The organism is Pseudarthrobacter sp. MOO13 (assembly GCF_058267655.1).
The window spans coordinates 3,767,094-3,786,838 of the sequence record NZ_CM177848.1; the positions used below are offsets into that span (position 1 = coordinate 3,767,094).

Consider the following 19,745-nt stretch of genomic DNA (forward strand, 5'->3'; position numbering starts at 1 on the left):
GGAAAATGAAAGCCACTTTGATTGCCAGCCATCGAGACGGATCGTCACTTTTTCGAAGCCGGCATAGTTGGCGTCGCCCTACGCTCTGGCAGTCGCCACCCATCTTTAGATCTGGGTCCGCCGCTCTGCGCGGCCGGCCGCTGCTTGAGGCGTGGGATCCTGACGACGTCCGCCGGCAGTACACGCCATACGTCGATACCTACGGCCCGGCCCCCTGGACCCGCACCAGCTCAGCGGCGAAGAGGCCTTCTGGCTGCGGACCGGGGTCATTGACGCGAGGCGGGCGTTCCCCTGGGAGGACCCCGGCCTGCCGCCGGAACTCCTCACCCGCGAATTTCCGGGTCAGGGCGTAGGACCTCACCGCCTATGCCGCCCGAACCGCCGCCAGTTCCCGGGCCAGGAAGTCCAGGGCGGGCTGCCCCTCGGGAAGCCCCGCCGTGTGGTTGAGGTGGCCGTGGACGGCACCCCGGGCCAGGAAGGAAGACACCGGAACCCCGGCCCGCTCCAACGAGGAAGCAAAAAGCTCGGTCGAGCCGCGGGCGTCGTCGTATTCGCAGGCCAGGAGCGCTGTGGGCGGAAGGCCGGCAGGATCGGCATACCCGGGCATCGCATAGGACGGCGCCATGCTGACAGGTCCGCCCACGTAGTTCTCCGCCGTGCGGATGCAGTCCTCCAGGGTGAACCGTAAATGCCGGGGCAGGCCGGCCATGACCGCCTCGTCCAGGCCGCCGGCCGGCGGCGGGAGTTCGGCATGCAGGAAGGGGTAGGCCAGCAGGAGCTTGGCCGGCAGCGGCTTGCCCGCGTCAATCAGGTAGAGCGCGGCGCCCACGGCAAGGTTGCCGCCGGCACCGGCACCGCCCAAACAGAGCAGGTCCGGATCCAGCCCCAGGGCCGCGGCGTTCTTCCGCGCCCAGAACCATCCGGTCAGGGCATCGTCATGCGGAATGGGGTAGGAGACCCCGTCCCGTGCCAGCCGGTAGTCAACGGACAGCACCGGCGTCCCCCGGTCCGCAAGCACCCGGGCCAGGTAATCAGATTCGGGAATGTCCACGCTGCCGCTGACGAAGCCGCCGCCGTGCAGCCACACCAGGGCCGGGCTGCCGGTTCCGGATGCTTCGCCGTAGATCCGGAGCGACACCGGCCCGTGCCGCCCGTCCGCAGTGACCGTGTGGATGGGGACGTCGGGGCCAGGCGTCCGGACGGCGTCGGGATTCAGAAACCGCGGGCCTTCAGGGCTGGCAAGGTATTCGGCGAAACCGTCGGCGGTTCCCCCCGGGCCGCCGGCCGTGGGAGCCTCCGCGGCAACCGCCGTCGGCTCTGTCCGTGGTGTCATGGCGTGCCCAGCTTCCTGGAGAAGTAGCGGACGGCAGAGTCGAGGATGTCCGCCATCCTGTCCTCCGCGCCGAAGAAGCAGTGGTCGGCGCCCTCGATGGTCACCACCTCATGCTCCACCCCCGCCTCGGCGAGCGCGGCGGCCAGCAGGTCGGTCTGCGAATGCGGCACCAGCCCGTCGGAGTCACCGTGGACCAGGAGGAACGGTGCGGCGCCGGCGTCCACGTAGCTGACCGGGCTGGCCGCAGCCAGCAGCTCCGGATCATCCGAGCCGCCCACCAGCATGTACTCAGGCTGCAGGGACATGCCCGGCGGCACCGCCGCGGTCAGGGCAGCGGGAAAAAGGCCCTCAGGCATGGACATGGGAGGGATGTCCACCAGCGAGGAAACACCGTAAAAGTCGACGACGGCGCTGACGCCACTGGAGTGCCCTTGCGCACCAAGTCCGCCTTCAAGGCCGCCGTGGTTGCCGGTCAGTCCAAGGAGGGCCACCAGGTGGCCGCCGGCAGATTCACCCCAGGCGCCGAACCGGTCCGGGTCGACGTTCAGCTCTGCGGCAAATTCGCGCAGGTACCGGACGGCGGCTTTGAGGTCGTGGAGCTGGGCGGGGAAGGGTGCCTCAAGGGAGTGCCGGTAGTCAGCCGTGGCACAGGCAATGCCGGCCTCGTTGAGCAGCCGGAACACCGAGTTGGGTGCGAACGTGGGCGGCAGTTCCCGGCGGTCGCCCAGCTGGAACGCACCACCGTGCACCCAGAGCACCAGCGGTGTGGGGCCGGACGCCTGGCGCGGCAGCCAGATGTCCAGCTTCAGCGGCCGGAACCCGATGGCCCGGGCATACGTGATTTCCCGGTGCACTGCGGACACGTCCGAGACCTGCTCCGGTGTTCCGGGCGCGTCAAAGACGGGGAACGCCGGAACGTCCCTGCCGCCCGGCCGGGAAACGTCAGGACGGGCGGGGTCGAGTATGCCGGTAGCGTCTTCCACTGTCATAGTGTGCTCCTCATCAGTTCGGGTTTGGCAGCGTCCCCACCGGTGGCGGCAACGAAAGTATGGATTCCCGGCCCGACGACGACGGCCGGTTCGCCGGGCAGCAGCACCTCCGCGGTGGTGCCGGCGGGGATCGTGGCAGTGAGCGTCAGCCCGGCGTCGTGCTGTTTCCCCGGGGACGCTGCCCCCTCCGCCACGGCCCACTCCACCTGGATCAGGCCGCGCGGCCCCAGGTGGGAGGTGGAGGCGGAGGCCAGTCCGGCGCCGGGGCGTGGCTCGATGATGATCCGTTCCCAGCCGGCGCTTCCCGGTGCCTGGCGCAGCCCGGCCGTATACCGGTGCAGGAAGGTCACCACGGCCCCCTTGCTGTAGTGGTTGAGGGACTGGTGTGCGGTGCCGGCGGCGTCGATACCGTTCCACAGCTCCCACACGGTGGTGGCGCCGCGGTCCACCATGGCCAGCCAGGACGGTTCCGTGTCCTGCATGAGCAGCTGGTAGGCCAGGTCCAGTTCACCGTTGTCGGCAAGGGCGGGGAGCAGGTAGGGCGTGGCCAGGAAGCCCGTGCCCAGGTGCGTGCCGGCGTCCCGGATCAGCTCCGCCAGCTGCGCGGTGACCCCGGCACGGCGGTCGGGGCCGACCAGGCCGAAGGCCAGGGCGCGGACGCAGTTGGCCTGGCTCGGTTGGGTGACGCGACCGTCCGGTCCGAGGTATTCCGTTTCCCAGGCGTCCCGGATCCGGCCCGAGAGTTCTGCCAGCTCGGCCGCCTCGTCGTGGCGCCCCAAAACGCTGGCGATGCGTGCCATCAGGTCCGTGGTGTGGCGGTAGTAGGCGGTGGCCACGATGCCGTTGTCGGCGCTGCGGGCGGCGAAGAGGTCCGGCTCGGGACCGTCCGGTTCCATCCATTCGCCGAAATGGAAGCCCGTGTCCCACAGGTATTGTTCGTGCGGTGCCGGGGTGGGGTGCGCGGCGGCCCTGGCGGGGTGCCGCCGGGTTTCGGCGGAGGTCTGGACGAAGCCGTGCCAGCGCTTCATCGCGTCAAAGTTTTCGGCAAGGATCGAGGCGTCACCGGTGGCCAGGTAGATCTCCCACGGCACCATGACGATTGCGTCGCCCCAGCCGGCGGAGCCGTTGGTGAAGCCCATGAAGTCGGCCGAGGTGACGGCGGGCCCGGCCGACGGTGAAATGTTGGCGATGACGCCGTTCTCCCATTGGTCCGCCCGGACGTCCCGCAGCCACTTGCGGGAGAACCCGGTGACGTCGTACAGGTAGGCGGCGGCGGGGACGAACAGCTGCCAGTCTCCGGTCCAGCCGGCTTTCTCGCGCTGGGGACAATCGGTAGGGACTTCGCAGGAGTTCCCCAGGAAGCTCCATTCCGCGATGTCGTGGAGCGTGTTCAGCCGCTCGTCGCTGCACCGGAAGGTGCCGATGCGTTCCAGGTCCGTCCGGACCAGGCAGCCGGTGACGTCCTCGGGATGCAGGTCCCGGCGAAGGCCCTGCACGGACACGTACTGGAAGCCATGGGTGGTGTGGCGGGGTTCGAAGACCTCGCCGGGCGCGCCGGAGGAGATGACCGTGTCCACCTGGCCGGCGTCGAGGAACGCCCCAGGTGAGCGGAAATCATGCGGGCGCAGGTGGTCCCGGGTGACGTTGCCGTCACCGCCGAGCGCCTCGGCGTATTCCAGCGTGACGATTTCGCCCGGCGCCCCCAGCTGGGTGAGGCGGATCCAGCCGTGGATGTTCTGGCCGAAGTCCACCACCTGGTTGCCGCTTGGAAGGCGGGTGATGGAAACGGGGGTGAGTTCCCGGGTGACCCGGGTGGGCGGGGCGAGGGGTCCGGCCAGTGCGTCCACACTGCCGGGACGGACGACGGCGGGACGGGGCCCTGGTGCCGTGCCTCCGGCAGGTGCGCGGCCGGCGTCGTCCGATCGAAAATCGACGCGCTGGCCTGCCATGAGGTCCGCGCTGGTGATCTCCGTAGCGGTCACCTGCCACGTCGCGTCCGTGCCGATGACCTGACTGCCCGCCCCGGACTCCAGCTCGAGCTGCGCCAGGAGGGCCGTGTGCGTGCCGTACGTGTCGGCGTCGCGCGTGTAGCCGAAGCTGCCGCGGTACCAGCCGTCGGTGAGGACGGCGCGGATGGTGTTGACGCCTTCGCGGAGCAGACCGGTGACGTCGTGGGCCTGGACCTGGAGGGTGGTGTTGTAGCTGGTGGAGCCGGGGGTGAGCTGCTGGTCTCCGACGCGGCGGCCGTTGATGAAGAGCTCGTAGATGCCGTGGGCAGTGGCGTAGGCGCGGGCCTGCTCCGGGGCGGTCTGCAGGGTGAAGGTTTTTGTGAGGGCCCAGCCGGGCCGCTCCCCGGGGGCGGGGACGTCCTCATCGCCGGGCCCGATCCACTGCGCCGTCCAGTCGGAGGCGTGCAGGAGGCCGAGCTCTACGGACATCGGTTCGGACCAGCCGCTGGCCGTTTCGGTGCCGGCGGGGTCGATGTTCCAGGTGCGGACCCGCCACTCGAACCGGCTGCGGGAATCCAGCGCGGGGCCGCAGTAGGGGATGCCGCCGCTTTCAGCCGACTCCACCCTGCCGGTATCCCAGCCGTTGCCGGCGGTGATCCGGTAGGCGGCCTGGCGGACGGTTCCGGCGGGCGGTGTCCAGCTGAGCCGGGGTTCGCGGATGGTCAGGCCCATCGCCTCGGAGAGGTGTTCGGCCCGAAGCCGGGTGGGGGCGGTCATGCGGCGGGACTCCTGGAGTGCGGTTGCTGGGAGTTCCAGCTTCGTGTGCCGCCACCGGTCCCCCACAGGGTGCTTTCAATGGTTGGAATAGTATTGTGGTTCAGCTCACTGCGGGCCACCGCAACGATCCACGGCGCGAGGAACCACTGCCATGACTGCCACCCCGGAAACGGATACCCCGCCGGCCCGCGGCAAGCGACCGAAACAGGGCGAACCGGTCATTGACCGCGCGCTGAGCCTGCTCGCCGTCTTCTCGGACCGGCGCCGGGCACTGACCCTGTCCGAGTTGGCCCGGTACGCGGAGATGCCGGCGCCCACGGCGCTGCGGCTGATCGCCCGGCTGGTGGCGTGGGGTGCATTGGAACGGCTGGACGACGGCCGCTATGTGGTGGGGGTCCGGCTGTGGGAGGTCGCGTCGCTGTCGCCGCGCGGGCACGGGGTGCGGGAGATCGCGCTCCCCTACCTGGAGGACCTCTTCGAGGTCACCCGGCACCACGTCCTGCTGGCGGTGCGGGACAACGAGCAGGCGGTGCTGATCGAGCGGCTGTCCGCGAAGGACGCCACCGAGGTGGCGTACCGGGTGGGCGGCCGGGCACCGCTCCGGTCCACGGCCATCGGCCTGGTGCTCCTGGCCGGAGCGGACCAGCAGTTCCAGGAAACCATCCTGAAGCGGCCGCCGGAGATCGAACCCGGCGTATCCGAGATGCCCGAGGGCCAGCTGCGCCGGACCTTGTCCGATGTGCGGCGGACCGGCATCGCCATGATCCGCCGCAGCCTGCCCTCCCGGACCGTGTCCGTGGCATCGCCCATCTTCGACGCCCAGGGTGCCGTGGTGGCGTCCCTGTCCATCGTGGTTCCGGACGGCTCCACGCCGCCGAACGTCCTGGCCCCGGCGGTCCGCGCCGCCGCCAGGGCGGTGTCCCGCAACCTCGGCTACCAAGCACAGGCAAGCGCGGACGTCAGGACGCACTCCCAGGGGTAGCGGCGGCACCGGCCGCCTCAGTCCTGGCCGCCTCAGTCCTTGCCGCAATAGTCCAGGCGGCGAACGACGACGTCTCCTTCCACGGCGAACGCGCCGAAGGCCCGCCCGGTGAACGCCTTGGCGGTTTCAAACGCCCAGTGCCTGCCGTCCAGTTCGGTGAGCAGCACCTCGCCGGCACGGCCATCCGGGGCAGCATCAGGGGCCGCAGGCCGGGCGAGGAGGCGGATCCTGTCGCCGCCCACGGCCCCGGCCCTGAAGTCCCGCGACGGCGGCTCGGCCAGGATCGCCAGTTCAACGTCACCGTGCGGGAGCGTTGCGTCCCAGGTGCGGTCAAAGCCTGCGACGACGGCCCGCGCGGTGACCGTCACACCTGCGCTGCTGCTGCCGGCTTCAACGCCGAACCAGTTGTCCTCCGCGTTGCGCACGGCGATGCCGCCGCTCCCGGCAGTGACGCCCAGGACGGCCCGCACTTCGATGCCCTGATGGCGCTGACGCTGCCCGACGAAGGCAGGCCGGGGCGCGCCAAGGGTGTTCCCGTCTCCACTGATGACCAGTCCGCGGTCCGTTGGCGTGGTGAAGTCCGCAGGTGTCCGCCGGACTCCAATCCAGTGCAGGTGGTCCAGGCCGGCACCCCCGGTGAAGTCATATTCGATCCGTTCCGGCAGGACGGCGGACGGCACCGGCATGCTCGCGTACGGCCAGTCGTCATCCCAGTCCAACGTAGTCAGGAAGGTTTCGCGGCCCAGCGGGGAAAACGCCTGGGTGAGGCCCACCGGACGGACGCCCAGCAGCACCATGGCGGTGCCGCCGTCGGGAAGCTCCACCAAATCTGCGTGCCCGGTGTTCTGGATGGGCGAGCCCGTGCCGGCCGCGGTGAGGATGGGGTTGTGCGGCGCCGCCTCGAAGGGTCCGTCCGGCTGGCGCGAACGGGCCACGGTGACGGCATGGCCCCTGTCCGTCCCGCCCTCGGCCGCCAGCAGGTACCACCAGTGGCCGCGCCGGTAGAGGTGCGGACCCTCAGGCGAGTAGAGTCCGCTGCCCTGCCAGAGCGGCCTGGGCTCCTCCAGGGCCGTCCCGGTCTCCAGGTCCACGCGGACCTGCTGGATCGCGTCCGGGTGCCGGGCGAAGGTCACGTACGCGGTTCCGTCCTCATCCCAGGCGAGGTCCGGGTCAATGCCGTCCACCGCGTCGATGACAATCCCGTCGCTCCAGGGGCCGGCGGGGTCTGTGGCAGTGAACAGCACGCAGCCGCGGCCCCCGAGGAAGACCGAAACGATCAGGTGGAACACGCCGTCCCGGTACCGGAGCGTCGGCGCCCAGACCCCTCCGGGCGTCGGGACGTTGGCAACGTGGACCTGCTCCTCACTCGTGGCCACATGCCCGATCAGCTCCCAGCTTTGCAGGTCCTGGCTGTGATAAACCGGCAGTCCGGGGAGGTATTCGAACGATGACGTCACCACGTAGTAGCCGTCCGGGGTACTGACAATGGTCGGGTCCGGGTTGAAGCCGGGAAGGATGGGGTTGGAGTGCATCCAGCCATCCTTCGCCTCGCCCGGCCCAGCGTGTGGCCTTATTTCATTCGTTGAAACGCGTTCCGGGCCGGCGGCGCGGGCCGCTACGCGAAGTTGCCGCGGCGGAGCTCAACATCCTGGATGCCGGACAGGCGCACGGTGGTCCGGGGGCCGTTCCAGTTGACCTCCCGGTGGACAGGCGCGGCAGACCGCAGCACGGCGCTGTCCAGGACGCCCCCGGACCAGCGGATGTCCACCTCGATTCCACCCACCGCCCGCATGCCGGTCACCGATCCCTCGCGCCATGATTCCGGCAGTGCCGGCAGCAGCCGGATGGCGGCCGGGTCCGACTGGAGCAGCATCTCGGCGATGCCGGCGGTGGCACCGAAGTTCGCATCGATCTGGAACGGCGGGTGGGCGGTGAAGAGGTTGGGATAGACCCCGCCGCGCCCGTCGAAGCCCTCCCCCGCCGCCCGGAGTGCCAGGTTCAGGCTCTCCTAAGCTTTTGCCGCGTTGCCAAGCCGGGCCCAAAGGGCGATGCGCCAGGCCATGGCCCAGCCGGTGGACTCGGGGCCGCGGAGTTCCAGGGTCCTGGCAGCGGCGGAGGCGAGCTCCGGCGTGGCCTCCGGGTTCCACTGCCGCAGGGGATAGACGGCCGCCAGGTGGGAGGTGTGCCGGTGGTCCGGTGCATGCTCAGTGGCCGGAAAGGACCATTCCCGGATTTCTCCCCGGTCACCGGTGGCCGGCCCGGGAAGGGCGTGCACCTTGTCCGCAAGGTCCGCCCGCCAGGGTGGGTCCTCCGCCAAGGCTGCGGCGGCGTGCCGTGCCGCATCGAGGAGCCCGCGGAGGAGGGAAACATCCATGGTGGAGGACCGGCTCACCGACGCCGGCGCGCCGTCCGGGGCGACGTACTGGTTCTCGGGAGAGGTGGACGGTGACGTGTGCGTTCCGGTCTCCGTATCCCCAATGATCCAGTCCAGTGCGAAGAGGCATGCGCCTTCGATGGCCGGCCAGGAAGCCCGCAACCGGCCGGCATCCCCGGTGTAGGCGTAGTGCTGCCAGGCTGACTGGACCAGCCAGGTGCCTCCCATGGCCCAGCTGGCCCACATGGAGTCGCCTTCGCCGGCGCCGGCGGCAAACGGGTAGCCCCAGGGATCCGTGTTGTGGTGGACCGCCCATCCCCGCGCACCGTACAGGGCGGCAGCGGCCGGGCCGGTGCGGGCAAGCGTGTCCACCAGCTGCAGCAGTGGTTCGTGGCATTCGGCGAGGTTGGCGGGCAGTGCCGGCCAATAGTTCATTTCCGTGTTGATGTTCACGGTGTAGTTGCTGCTCCACGGTGGCGGCAGTTCCTCGTTCCAGATGCCTTGGAGGTTGGCCGGGAACCCACCGGCGCGGGAGGAGGCAATCAACAGGTACCGGCCGTAGTGGAACAGGAGGGAGATCAGTGCGGTATCGGTCTTGTCCACTTCGAAGTCGCGGATGCGCTGGTCCGTTGGCTTCCCCGGACCGGAGCCTGCGCCGGCGTCCGGGCCGAGATCCATTCGGACCCTGCCGTAAAGCCCGGCGTGGTCGGCAACGTGGCGTTCCAGAACCGCCTCCGCGGAGTCCTGGAGGGCCCGCGCCACCCGGCCGGTGAGGAGTACGGCAAGGTCGTCAGGGGAACCGGCGGTGTTCGCGTGCCGGCCGGTGTGCGGATGGGCCAGGACCGTTCCGGTGGCAATGGCCAGCCGCACGGAACGTGCGCCCGTGACTGCGAGGACTCCCGCGGTGGAGGCCAACGCCCCGTCGGTGGCGACGCCGGCATGGACTGCTCCGGCGCGCGAGCCGCCGTCGTAATGGATATGCTCGGCAGTCCGCTCAAAGGCGGGCGCCACGTCGCTGGGCAGCAGCAACCGCAGGCGGAGTTCGTTCCCCCACTCATGCTCTGCGGCGTCCTGTCCAAGGGGCCGGATGCCGTCGGGGTGCAACCCGATCCGGACGGTGATGGGAGCGTCGGCGGTGATCTCGTGGATGATGACGGCGTCCGGGTGGGAGGCGAAGGTCCGGTGCCGGACCTCGGCGCCGTCAACCACGTATCGGTGCCCCGCGGTACCGGTCCTGAGGTCGAGCCACCGGGCGGGCCCACCGTCAACAGCTGCGGCGGACCCGGCAACGTCCACTGCCAGGACAGCGAACGGCAGGTATGCCTGCGAATGAGTGCCCTGGAATGCCAGCAGCAGCTCTTCCGCCCGGCGCACATTCCCGGCATCCACCGCCGAACGGACAGCGTGGAGCGTGGCCGGTCCGGCGGATGGGTCCAGTGCCGGTGCGGACCGGCTGGTTGGCCCGGACCACGCCGAACCTTCATTGAGTTGGAGGCGCTCGCCACCCACCAGGCCGCGAACCGTGGCCCCTGCGAGTCCGTTGCCTACCGGCAGGGACTCGACGAACCGTTCCGCCGGGCCCCGGTACCAGAGCATGTGGGCGGGATCCGTGCCGGGCACTTCAACCGGCCCCGCGGATCCAGGCGATGCCCCCGCTTCAGCGCTCAGTACTCGCCCTTGATGACGAAGTAGGAACCGCGGATGGTGCCCGCAAGCTTGGACTTCTGGCGGGCGAACTTGAAGCTGGACGCCAGTTCCTCCGGAACGTCCATGCCGTCCGAGAGTTTGAACCCGACCGCCCGCTTGCCGCCTTCCGCAATGCCGTACATGACGTTGATGGACAGCCCGGACTCATAGAACACGTACGCCATCCGCAGCCCGTCCACCTCGAAAGAGGACACCTCAAGCGGCTTGGAGGTGATCACCAGGTTCCGCTCGGTGGAGAGGATGTTGTGGACGTAGTCAACCGTTTCCGGCGCCTCGTCCGCGGGGACCACGGTGAAGTCGTGGTCGTATTTGTTCTTGTAGTAGCGTGCCTCGTTGGCCCGCAGGCCGGACAGCGCGTCGGCAACCGGCGACGATTCCAAACCAACGGTGGACACGTTCTTGAAATCCACGGTGTACGGCATGAGTCCTCCTGGGAATGGTCTTTTGCCACATCGTTGCAGATCAGCGCCTCCACTGCACCTCACTGATGCAGGCGGAGGCTGTTTCCGTCGATTCTTACAGCTGTGAGCCGGACCCGTTCGTTCGGTGTGTCGTTCGGCCCGTGAAAGACCAGGTAGTCGCGCCCGCCGGAGGTGCGGAGGACCATGCCATGCCCGCCGTTGCCCGGCCACAAGGGTTCATCCTGCTGCACCCATGGCCCCATCAGTGTTCCCCCTGCTGACTCGGCGATACCCATGGCATAACCGGCTTCGCCGTGGCTGGACCACAGCATCAGCAGTGACCCTTGTGGTGAACGGAGGAGGAACGGCCCGTCGGTAAACAGCGGGTCCTTGGCAAGGTTCAGTGCCGGCGGAGGTTCTGCACCGTCCGGGAGACGCAGCGGCCTGGCCCAGGGGGCCGAGGAGGCCGTGAACAGCAGGACCGGCTCACCAACGGCGGCGCGAAGATCATGGGCCAGGCGGACCGCGCACATGTGGCCGTCGGCGGTCCCCGGTTCCTCCTGTGTCCCTTCCGCCCCGCGGCTGTAGACCAGCCACCGGGCGCCGGCGTCGTCAACGTAGAGTGTTCCATCCAGGCAGGGCTGCGCGGCCGGGGTGACCGGTCCGTCGCTCCACGGCCGGTAGGGGCCGATCGCCGCATCGGCAACGAGCACCACAACGCCCCGAGGGCGGGCCCGGGACGATGTTGCGAGCGTGGCAAACATGAAGAACCGCCCGTCCAGCGCGTACACCTCCGGAGCCCAGAACTGGGTGTCCGCCCAGAAATCCGCCGGCGGCCGGAAGGCGGCAAAAGGGCCATCCCAATGTTCCAGGTCCTCGCTGGTGTAGCAGTCAAAGCCGGTGGCCGGTCCGCCCCACACATTTTCATCGCTGGTCCCGAACAGGACGAACCCGCCGGGAGCGGACTCCAGGATGAACGGGTCCCGCATCCTGATGGCGTCGAGGCGCAGGGCAGGTTCCGCCCGGGCAGCGGCCCCCATCAGCGGGCCACCGTCGGTTCCCGCACCGCAACAGGGCAGTCAAAGCGGCGCGTCCCGCCCTCCATGGCGTGCCGGGAACCGTCCGGAAGCACGACGTCGGCCGCCACCCCGGCAGGGACGGCCGCCTCCAGGCGGAACGCACCGCCGTCGAGCGTCCATTCCACCCGGACCTCACCGTGCGGAGTCTTCAGGGAGGTTTTGGCCCAGTTGATCCCGTCCCCCGGCTGCGGTGCGATGAGCACCCGGGCGTAACCGGGTTCCAGCGGCCGGATGCCGCCGATGGCTTTGTGCATCCAGTCGGCCACCGCGCCCAGGGCGTAGTGGTTGAAGCTGGTCATTTCACCGGGGTTGATGGTGCCGTCCGGGAGCATGGAATCCCAGCGTTCCCAGACCGTGGTGGCGCCCATCGTCACCGGGTACAGCCAGGACGGGCAGCCCTCCTCCAGCAGCAGCCGGTAGGCCTCGTCCGCGTGGCCGGTGTCCGTCAGCGCGTGGGTGATGAACGGGGTGCCGGCGAACCCGGTGGACACGCGGTAGTTGTTGGCCCTGACGAGTTCGGCCAGGCGGTTCCCGGCGAATTCCCGCAGCTCCGGGGTGGGCAGGATGCCGAAGGCGATGGCCAGCGCGTAGACGGTGGTGCAGTCGCTGCGGATGGTGCCGCCGGCTGCCACGTAGTGTTCAGCGAAGGCGGTCCGCACCCGGGCGGCGAGCGCCTCGAAGTACGCTTCGTCGTCGTGCTTTCCCAGCAGCCCGGCAGCCTGCGCTGTGAGGCGCGCGGTGCGGTACATGCAGGCGGTGGCCACCACGCCGGTGTCCGCCTTGGCCGCCCATGGCTGGTCCGGCGCGGCGTCCGGGTCCAGCCAGTCGCCGAACTGGAAGCCGGAGTCCCACAGGCCGGTGGGCGAGAGCAGCCCCTCCACGCGGCGGGTGTGCGAGGCCATTGACTCGTACTGGTTCCGCAGCACGCTGATGTCCCCGTAGGCCTCCCAGAGTGCCCACGGCACCCACACGGAGGCTTCGCTCCAGAGCGCCGAGGATTCCGGGGCCGGGAATTCCGGCGGTTGCGGGCAGTACTTCAGGGCATCGGGCACGGTGATGGGTACCAGGCCGTTTGCCGCCTTTTGCTCGGCGGCGAGGTCCAGCAGCCAGTCCTGCAGGAAGCCCTTGACGTCGTACAGGTAGGCGGCGGTGGGGGCGAAGACCGCGATGTCGCCGGTCCAGCCCAGGCGCTCATCGCGCTGCGGGCAGTCGGTGGGCAGGTCCAGGAAGTTCCCGCGGAGGCCCCAGACGATGTTGCGGTGCAGCTGATTGACGAGCTCGTTGGAGCATTCGAAGGTGCCGGTGCGCTCAAGGTCTGAGTGGACCACCACGGCCTCGACGTCATCCGCGGTCAGCGTTCCCGGCCAGCCGGCGATTTCGGCGTAGCGGAAGCCGTGGAAGGTCTTGGTGGGTTCAAAGACGTCTTCCCCGCCGGAGAGGATGAACGTGTCCGTGGCCTTCGCGGACCGCAGGGGCCGGACACCGAGTTCGCCGTTTTCCAGCACCTCGGCATGCCGGACGGTGATGGCCTGCCCGGCCTCGCCCCGAACGGTGAACCGGAGCCAGCCCACCAGGTTCTGGCCGAAGTCCACCAGTGTCCGGCCGCCGGGTGAGGTGAAGATTTCCACGGGACGGACGACGCCGGCGCGCACCACGGGCGGGCCCACCGGCTCAGCGAGCCGGCCGCCGTCGAACGCCAGTTCACGCACGCCCGTCCAGCCAGCGCCGGGCACAAAGCCGGGCTCCTCCCAGCCCTTCTGAGAGCGGCGGGCGTCGATGGTTTGGCCGTCGTAGAGGTCGTTGAAGGTGGTGGCGGAGGGGCCTGCCTGCCAGGTGGTATCCGACGCGATCGATTGGACATGGCCGTCCTCAAACTCGATGTCCAGCTGCCCGAAGAACCCCAGCTCGCTGCCGTACAGGTTGGACATGCCATGCCAGGCCAGCCGGCCGCGGTACCAGCCGTTTCCCAGCTCCACGCCCAGCACGCTGGTGGGCGCCACCAGCGACGTGACGTCATAGCTGCGGTAGCGGAGCCGCCACTCGTAGGAGCTCCAGCCCGGGCTCAGGACGTCGGCCCCCACCGGTGAGCCGTTGATGAACGCCTCATAGACGCCGAAGGCGGTGGCCCGCAGCGTCGCCCTCGCCACGCCGCCGTGGCCCTCCTCGAGCGCAAATTCCTTGCGGAGCCGAGGTGCGCCGTCGAAGTCCTGCTCGGGCGAAATCATGGCGGCGAGCCAGGGAGTGGAAGTCATGGAAGAAGGGGTCCGTTCTGAAGTTGAGGCAAGGGGTTCAGGCGTAGTGGCAGGCGACGTCGGCCGTCCCCACCCGTCGCAGCGCCGGCCGCTCGGCGGCGCACAGGTCGGTGGCCAGGGGACAGCGGAGCCGGAAGGGGCAGCCGCCGGGTGCGGGGACCGCAGCCGCCCCCGTACGGACGCCCAGTGATTCGCGGGCCTCCCGGCGCGCCGCCTGCTCCGCCGGACGCGGCACCGGGGAGGCGGCCACGAGCGCCTGGGTGAAGGGGTGCCTCGGGTTTTCAGTAACGGCCGCGGCAGGTCCGCTTTCCATGACCTGCCCGCGGTACAGCACCACCACGCGCTGGGCCAGGAATTGGACCACGGCGATGTCGTGGGCGATGAACAGGTAGCTCAGGCCCCGCTCGTCGCGGAGGTCGGCCAGCAGGTTGAGCACCTGCGCCTGGGTGGAAAGGTCCAAGGCGCTGACGGCTTCGTCGCAGACCACCAGCTGGGGATCGCAGATGAGGGCACGCGCCACGGAAATGCGCTGGCGCTGGCCGCCGGAGAACTGGCTGGGGTACCGGTCCACGGCGTCCCGCGGCAGGCCCACGCGTTCCAGCATGTCTCCGGCCTTGGCGCGTGCCTCTGCCGCTGAAACCCCTCGCAGGCGCAGCGGTTCGGCCAGGGACGTGCCGATGGTGTTCCGCGGGTTCAGCGATGAGTTGGGGTCCTGGAAGACGGCACGCAGTTCCCCGCCCAGCGCCCGGCGCTGGGCGGCGCCGGCGGAGGTGATGTCCTTGCCCTGGTAGCTGATGGTGCCGCCGGACACCTTCTGCAGGCCAAGGATGGCCTTGCCGATGGTGGACTTTCCGGATCCGGACTCCCCCACCAGTCCCACGGTCTCGCCGGGGGCGATGCTGAAGCTGACATGGTCGACGGCGGCGGGGGCCGCGGCTGCCTTCCGACCCCGGCCGTAGCGGACCACCAGGTCCTTGACCTCCAGCATGGGAGTTGCGGCGGAAGGCGGCGTGGAATCGCGGCGTTCGGTGACTGCGGTGCTCATGCCAGGTCCTTTTCGACGATGGTCTGCAAAGTGCGCGGATTCTGTGTGGGGGTGATCTCCAGGGTGCGGGCGGCAGGTACGTCCGTGGCCAGCCAGTCCATGCCTTCGACGGCGAGCTGGTCCGCTTTGACGCACCGCACCACGCCTGTACCGGCACCCGAGGACAGCAGCGGGACCGGTTCCAGGCAGGCGGACCCGGCGAACTGGCAGCGGGCGGCGAACCGGCACCCGGTGGGCCAGTCCTTGGGCTGGGGTACCTGCCCTTGAATCGTGGCGAGGCGTTCCGGCATGTCGTTTGCATGGTTGGCGTGCGGGTCTGCGGCAAGCAAAGCCAGGGTGTAGGGGTGCCGGGGATTGTCCAGGATGCTGTCCGTCCTGCCGTTCTCCACCACCTGGCCGGCGTACATGACGGCAACCTGGTCACAGATGTCCGCCACCACGCCGAGGTCGTGCGTCACCATCACCACGGACATGCCGGTGTCCGTCACCAGGGAGCGCAGCAGGGACAGGATTTCGGCCTGCACCGTGACGTCCAGGGCGGTGGTCGGTTCGTCAGCCACCAGCAGTTTCGGCTGCCCGGCGAGCGCCAGGGCGATGGCCACGCGCTGGGCCATGCCGCCGCTGATCTGGTGCGGATAGATCTTCAGGATGCGTGCAGCGTCCACGATCCCCACCTTCTCCAGAAGGTTCCGGGCTTCCTCCCGGGCCTCCGCCTTGCCCATGCCGCGGAGCCGCCGGATGGTGGCGGTGAGCTGGTAGCCCACCGTGAACATCGGATCCAGGGCGCGCATGGGTTCCTGGCTGATCAGGGCGATGTCCCGGCCGCGGACGGTTTCCATGGCTTTGTCGGTGGTGGCGGCAAGGTTCCTGCCGTTCCAGAGGATCTGGCCGCCCGTGACGGAGACCCCGGACGGCAGCAGCCCGAGAAGGGACAGCGCGGTCATCGTCTTGCCGCAGCCGGACTCCCCCACCAGCCCCAGGACCGTGCCTTGTTCGACGTCGAAGGAGACATCGGTGACCAGGCGGACGCCGCTGCCCGCACCGGTACTGTCGACGCCGACGGACAGGTTGCGGACGCTGAGCGTCCCCTTCGCCCCACCGTCCTGCGTGACGGGAGCGGGGGCTGTTGAAGCGATGGCGGCAACTGCCTTGGCGCGCTGGCGCCGGGCGGCGGCGGAAGGCAGATGTGAGGCGGTGGCGTTGGGCGCCTTGCCGAGGGCGTTGCCGATGGCGTTGGCGGACAGGACGGTCAGGGCAAGTACGGCGCCGGTGGGCACCATCATCCAGGGTGCGTCATAGACGTGCTGGGAGGCGCCTTGGATCATTCCGCCCCAGCTGGGTTGCGGAATGGGCGGCCCGAAGCCGATGAACGCCAGGCCTGCCTGGATCAGCATGCCGACGGCGAAGATCAGCGCGGCCTGGACGACGATGGTGTTGGTCAAGCCGGGCAGCACATGGCGCAGGCTGATACCGGCGGTGCTGACACCGTCCACTTTGGCGGCGTCCACGTACAGCTGCGACTGAAGGGATTTGGCCTGCCCGAGCATCACGCGGTAGATACCGGCCGAGATCAGGACGCCCAGGATTCCCATGATCATCGGAATATTGGTTCCCACAGCTCCGATCACGGCCAGGATGATCACGGTGCCGGGCAGCGACATCATGATCTCGGTGATGCGGCTGACCGCGTTCTCCGCCCTCTCGCCGGCGGCTGCGGCCAGCAACGCAAGGAGCGTTCCGAGTCCGACGGCGACAATCACCGTGATCATTGACGTTCCGAGGGTACCGGCTGCGGAGGCGAAGATCCGGCTCAGGAGGTCACGGCCCAGTTCATCCGTGCCAAGCCAGTGCGCGGCGGTTGGGCCGGAGAGCACGGCGGTGAAGTCCTGGTCCTCGGTCTTGAACGGCAGCCACAGCGGGGCAGTCAGGGAGGCGGCCACGAGGACGGCCAGCCAGGCCACCCCTGCGATGCTCCCGAACGAGCCAAACAGCTTGCTGCCAGTGAACTTCTTCGGCGCGCCCTGGCGACGTGTCTTGCGAAGGTCCGCGGCCGTCGTCGGCTGTGCTTGGTCTGCGGGCGCGGGGGCAACGTTGGGAATCATGAGGCACGCAACTTCGGGTCGAGGAACTTGGTGGCGAGTTCCAGCACCAGGTTCACGGCGACCACCACCACGGTGGCGATCACCACCACGCCCTGCACGGACGGGGCGTCATGGGTGCTGACGGAGTTCTGGACGGCCTGGCCCAGGCCGGGCATGGCGAACAGTTGCTCCGCGATGACCGACCCGCCGAACAGCTGGATGAACTGCAGGGCGATGCCGGCCACAATCGGGAGGCTGGCATAGCGCAGGGCATGGACGTAGAGGATTTTCCAGGTGGGTGCGGCCGTGGCACGCAGCGTGCGGATGTGTTCCTGCTGCAGGGCTTCGAGCATGGAGGCACGGGTCTGCCGGGCGATGAATGCCCCTCCGCCCACCGCCAGGGTGATCACGGGCAACGCCAGGGACAGGGCCCAGTCCTGTGGGGAGGATTCAAAGGGGACATAACCGGTTGCCGGGAAGACGGAGGACTGGACTGCCAGCAGGTAGACGAAGATGATGCCGATCCAGAAGGCGGGCAGGGCAACGGCCATGCCTGCCACTCCACCGATAATCCGGTCCACGACGCCGCCGCGGACCGCTGCGGTGACGCCCAGGCCGATGCCAAGGACCGCACTGAGGACGGTGGCGCCGGCAGCCAGCGACGCGGTGACGGGCAGCCGGCTGGCGAGGTCGGCGCTGACCGAGCGGCCGTCGATGAGCGAGACGCCCAGGTCGCCCTGGACCGCGGAACCAAGCCAGGTGAAAAACTGCGCCGGCAGCGGATCGTTCCAGCCCATCCGCTGGTTGACCTCGTCGATCGCCTGCTGGGAGGCGCCTGCGCCGAGGGACACGGCCCCGGGGCTGCCCGGCATTGCGTGCACCAGCAGGAATGCCAGTACCGCAACCACCAGCACGGTGGCAAGCGCCATCAGCAGGCGCTTGGTAATGAATAGTGCCATGGTGACCTCCATCGGTCAGGCCCTCCCCGGGCGGCCCTTGCCCTGGTGGACAAGGGCCGCCCGGGACGGTGCGGGTATCAGCTGGCCGGCGTGTAGGACGAGAGGAGCGGGTAGGCGTTGGTGCCGGCGAACTTCACCTGCGCCACCTTCTTGGTGTTGTAGCCCTGGTTGGTCAGGGCCTCGTACAGCGGGATCATCCAACCGGATTCCACCAACCGGGTGTTCAGCTTCGTGGCGGCGGCCTTCACGGCGGCGTCGTCCTTCGCTGCAGCCAACTCGCCGGTGGCGGCGCTGAGCTGGTCATCGGTGGCCTTTTGGACGTTGGTGAATCCGTTGAGGACGGCGCCGTACATCACGCCGACGGGGTTGTCCCAGTTCAAGGGAGCGTAGCCCAGGGGCGTGGTGGCGACGGCGGCGAAAGCTTCGTCGGTGGAGGCGGCCATCTTCACGTTCATGGTGATGCCGACGGCGGCGAGGTCCTTCTGGACTGCCTGCAGGTCCGTCTGGGTTTGTGCGCTGGCGATGATGGTGAACTCGAAGCCGTTGGGGTAGCCGGCCTCGGCCAGCAGGCTCTTGGCCTTGTCCGGGTTGTACGCGAACTTGGTTTCGAGGTCCTTGGTGAAGCCGGCCGAATCCTTGGGGAGGGCGTTCCAGGCGGGGATGTCGCCCTTGTGCAAGGCGTCCACCAGGGCCTGGCGGTTGATGGCGTACTGGATGGCCTGGCGGACCTTCTCCTGGGCGAACGCCGGGGCGGTCTTGCCGATCTTGTCGAAGGAGATCATGGTGTTGACGGTGCCGCCGATCTGCGAAACGCCAATGCCCTTGGACTTCGCGAAGTCAACGGTGTTCGAGGTCAGCATGGCCACGTCGGCCTGGCCGGAGACCAGGGCGTTGGCGCGGGCCTGCGGGTCCTGGACAACACTGAAGACCACCTTCTTGTAGGCGTACTTGGAAGCGTCAGCGCTTTTGTCGTTCTTCACCAGGACGTACTTGTTGCCCTTCACGGTGGAGGGGTCAAGGGTGTACGGGCCGGAACCGTCAGGGGTCGCCGCGAGGCTGGAGGTGTCGGCGACACCGTTCTTGCCCACGATCATGCCGGTGGTGGAGGCCAGGTTCTTCTCGAATCCGGGCTGCGGCTTGGCGAAGGTCAGGGCCACCTGGGTGGGGCTGACCACGTCCACGGAGGTGATTTCCTGGGCGCCGCCCTTGGCGACGGCGGAGTAGGCGCTCAGTGCGGGATCGGACCGGCGGTCCAGGTTGGCCTTGACCAGGGCGGCATCCAGTTTGGAGCCGTCGGTGAACGTGACGTCATCCTTGAGGTTCAGCGTCAGGACGGTGTTGTCCGCGTTGTAGCTGAAGTCCTTGGCGAGGCCCGGACCTGCGGAACCGTCCGGCTGAAGGGTCATCAGGCTGTCGTAGAGGCCTTCGAAGAACTGGCGCTGGGCTGCGGAGACGCGCAGCGGGTCGAAACCGAAGGAGGCTGAGTCGCTGTCGATGGCCAGGGTGAGGCTGCTGGTATCAGCCTTTGCGGCGGCTTGGCTGGACCCGCCGCCGCAGGCGGCCAGGGAACCCATCAGCAGGGCACCGGCCAGAACGGCGGAGCTCGCACGGGCGGTGGAGTTCGGAAGTTTCATGTAGTGCGCCTTTGCATTCTGATGTGATGACGGAGGAACGGTTGTGGGGGCTGGCTGCTCGCCGGCTCCCTTCAAGAATCAGCCGTGGCCGCAGGCACCAAACATGACAATGTCATTGATTGAAAAAGTATTGTGGCGGCGGTCACGCCGGGCGGAAGGATGGATGGAAGGCAGCGAAGCCTC

At 68.8% G+C, this 19,745-nt stretch carries 13 protein-coding genes and 1 pseudogene; 1 reads left to right on the forward strand and 13 read right to left on the reverse strand.

Annotation, left to right across the window (positions count from 1 at the left end):
* Positions 1 to 364: 364 nt before the first annotated feature.
* From AC4EEO_RS17225 to AC4EEO_RS17235, 3 genes are read right to left on the reverse strand one after another with little or no spacing between them, the layout of a single operon-like run.
* Complete coding sequence (locus AC4EEO_RS17225) at positions 365 to 1,333, reverse strand: alpha/beta hydrolase (protein ID WP_491339353.1); 969 nt, start codon at positions 1,331 to 1,333, stop codon at positions 365 to 367.
* The gene (locus tag AC4EEO_RS17230; RefSeq protein WP_018763255.1) at positions 1,330 to 2,322 is read right to left on the reverse strand and encodes an alpha/beta hydrolase; all 993 of its coding nucleotides are present in this window, start codon (positions 2,320 to 2,322) and stop codon (positions 1,330 to 1,332) included. Before AC4EEO_RS17230 ends, AC4EEO_RS17225 begins: the two co-directional genes overlap by 4 nt.
* Positions 2,319 to 5,048 (reverse strand): alpha-L-rhamnosidase, encoded by a 2,730-nt coding sequence (locus AC4EEO_RS17235; RefSeq protein WP_491339354.1) that lies wholly within the window; start codon positions 5,046 to 5,048, stop codon positions 2,319 to 2,321. Before AC4EEO_RS17235 ends, AC4EEO_RS17230 begins: the two co-directional genes overlap by 4 nt.
* A gap of 151 nt (positions 5,049 to 5,199) precedes the next feature.
* Here AC4EEO_RS17235 and AC4EEO_RS17240 point away from each other — a divergent pair, with 151 nt between their 5' ends.
* Positions 5,200 to 6,030 (forward strand): IclR family transcriptional regulator, encoded by an 831-nt coding sequence (locus AC4EEO_RS17240; RefSeq protein WP_491339355.1) that lies wholly within the window; start codon positions 5,200 to 5,202, stop codon positions 6,028 to 6,030.
* A 32-nt stretch (positions 6,031 to 6,062) separates the two neighbouring features.
* On the opposite strand, the gene AC4EEO_RS17245 is transcribed toward AC4EEO_RS17240, so the two are convergent.
* The 10 genes and pseudogenes from AC4EEO_RS17245 to AC4EEO_RS17290 form a co-directional block, all read right to left on the reverse strand.
* A complete protein-coding gene (locus AC4EEO_RS17245; protein ID WP_491339356.1) occupies positions 6,063 to 7,562 on the reverse strand; it encodes a glycoside hydrolase family 43 protein in 1,500 nt (499 codons plus the stop codon).
* An 83-nt stretch (positions 7,563 to 7,645) separates the two neighbouring features.
* The gene (locus AC4EEO_RS17250; protein WP_491340442.1) at positions 7,646 to 7,903 is read right to left on the reverse strand and encodes a glycoside hydrolase family 95-like protein; all 258 of its coding nucleotides are present in this window, start codon (positions 7,901 to 7,903) and stop codon (positions 7,646 to 7,648) included.
* A gap of 6 nt (positions 7,904 to 7,909) precedes the next feature.
* Positions 7,910 to 10,000, reverse strand: a pseudogene (locus AC4EEO_RS17255) (glycoside hydrolase family 95 protein); the annotation flags it as partial.
* Between the two features lie 68 nt (positions 10,001 to 10,068).
* Positions 10,069 to 10,533, reverse strand: a complete 465-nt coding sequence (locus tag AC4EEO_RS17260; protein WP_491339357.1) for a DUF8821 family protein — start codon at positions 10,531 to 10,533, stop codon at positions 10,069 to 10,071.
* Positions 10,534 to 10,592: 59 nt separating this feature from the next.
* A complete protein-coding gene (locus tag AC4EEO_RS17265; RefSeq protein WP_491339358.1) occupies positions 10,593 to 11,552 on the reverse strand; it encodes a glycoside hydrolase family 43 protein in 960 nt (319 codons plus the stop codon).
* A complete protein-coding gene (locus AC4EEO_RS17270) occupies positions 11,552 to 13,843 on the reverse strand; it encodes a family 78 glycoside hydrolase catalytic domain (protein WP_491339359.1) in 2,292 nt (763 codons plus the stop codon). The genes AC4EEO_RS17265 and AC4EEO_RS17270 overlap by 1 nt, the downstream gene beginning before the upstream one ends.
* Positions 13,844 to 13,880: 37 nt before the next feature.
* Positions 13,881 to 14,888, reverse strand: coding sequence for an oligopeptide/dipeptide ABC transporter ATP-binding protein (locus AC4EEO_RS17275; RefSeq protein WP_491339360.1), 1,008 nt, complete (start codon positions 14,886 to 14,888; stop codon positions 13,881 to 13,883).
* On the reverse strand, positions 14,885 to 16,990 hold the full coding sequence (locus AC4EEO_RS17280) for a dipeptide/oligopeptide/nickel ABC transporter permease/ATP-binding protein (RefSeq protein ID WP_491339361.1): 2,106 nt from the start codon (positions 16,988 to 16,990) through the stop codon (positions 14,885 to 14,887). The genes AC4EEO_RS17275 and AC4EEO_RS17280 overlap by 4 nt, the downstream gene beginning before the upstream one ends.
* The gene (locus AC4EEO_RS17285; protein ID WP_491339362.1) at positions 16,987 to 17,940 is read right to left on the reverse strand and encodes an ABC transporter permease; all 954 of its coding nucleotides are present in this window, start codon (positions 17,938 to 17,940) and stop codon (positions 16,987 to 16,989) included. The genes AC4EEO_RS17280 and AC4EEO_RS17285 overlap by 4 nt, the downstream gene beginning before the upstream one ends.
* 65 nt (positions 17,941 to 18,005) lie before the next feature.
* A complete protein-coding gene (locus tag AC4EEO_RS17290) occupies positions 18,006 to 19,562 on the reverse strand; it encodes an ABC transporter substrate-binding protein (RefSeq protein WP_285318659.1) in 1,557 nt (518 codons plus the stop codon).
* Positions 19,563 to 19,745: the final 183 nt, after the last annotated feature.

Bases quoted from the DNA above. Each gene is read 5' to 3' on its own strand.
- AC4EEO_RS17225 (WP_491339353.1), bottom strand. From the start codon at position 1,333: ATGACACCACGGACAGAGCCGACGGCGGTTGCCGCGGAGGCTCCCACG.
- AC4EEO_RS17230 (WP_018763255.1), bottom strand. From the start codon at position 2,322: ATGACAGTGGAAGACGCTACCGGCATACTCGACCCCGCCCGTCCTGAC.
- AC4EEO_RS17235 (WP_491339354.1), bottom strand. From the start codon at position 5,048: ATGACCGCCCCCACCCGGCTTCGGGCCGAACACCTCTCCGAGGCGATG.
- AC4EEO_RS17240 (WP_491339355.1), top strand. From the start codon at position 5,200: ATGACTGCCACCCCGGAAACGGATACCCCGCCGGCCCGCGGCAAGCGA.
- AC4EEO_RS17245 (WP_491339356.1), bottom strand. From the start codon at position 7,562: ATGCACTCCAACCCCATCCTTCCCGGCTTCAACCCGGACCCGACCATT.
- AC4EEO_RS17250 (WP_491340442.1), bottom strand. From the start codon at position 7,903: ATGCTGCTCCAGTCGGACCCGGCCGCCATCCGGCTGCTGCCGGCACTG.
- AC4EEO_RS17260 (WP_491339357.1), bottom strand. From the start codon at position 10,533: ATGCCGTACACCGTGGATTTCAAGAACGTGTCCACCGTTGGTTTGGAA.
- AC4EEO_RS17265 (WP_491339358.1), bottom strand. From the start codon at position 11,552: ATGGGGGCCGCTGCCCGGGCGGAACCTGCCCTGCGCCTCGACGCCATC.
- AC4EEO_RS17270 (WP_491339359.1), bottom strand. From the start codon at position 13,843: ATGACTTCCACTCCCTGGCTCGCCGCCATGATTTCGCCCGAGCAGGAC.
- AC4EEO_RS17275 (WP_491339360.1), bottom strand. From the start codon at position 14,888: ATGAGCACCGCAGTCACCGAACGCCGCGATTCCACGCCGCCTTCCGCC.
- AC4EEO_RS17280 (WP_491339361.1), bottom strand. From the start codon at position 16,990: ATGATTCCCAACGTTGCCCCCGCGCCCGCAGACCAAGCACAGCCGACG.
- AC4EEO_RS17285 (WP_491339362.1), bottom strand. From the start codon at position 17,940: ATGGAGGTCACCATGGCACTATTCATTACCAAGCGCCTGCTGATGGCG.
- AC4EEO_RS17290 (WP_285318659.1), bottom strand. From the start codon at position 19,562: ATGAAACTTCCGAACTCCACCGCCCGTGCGAGCTCCGCCGTTCTGGCC.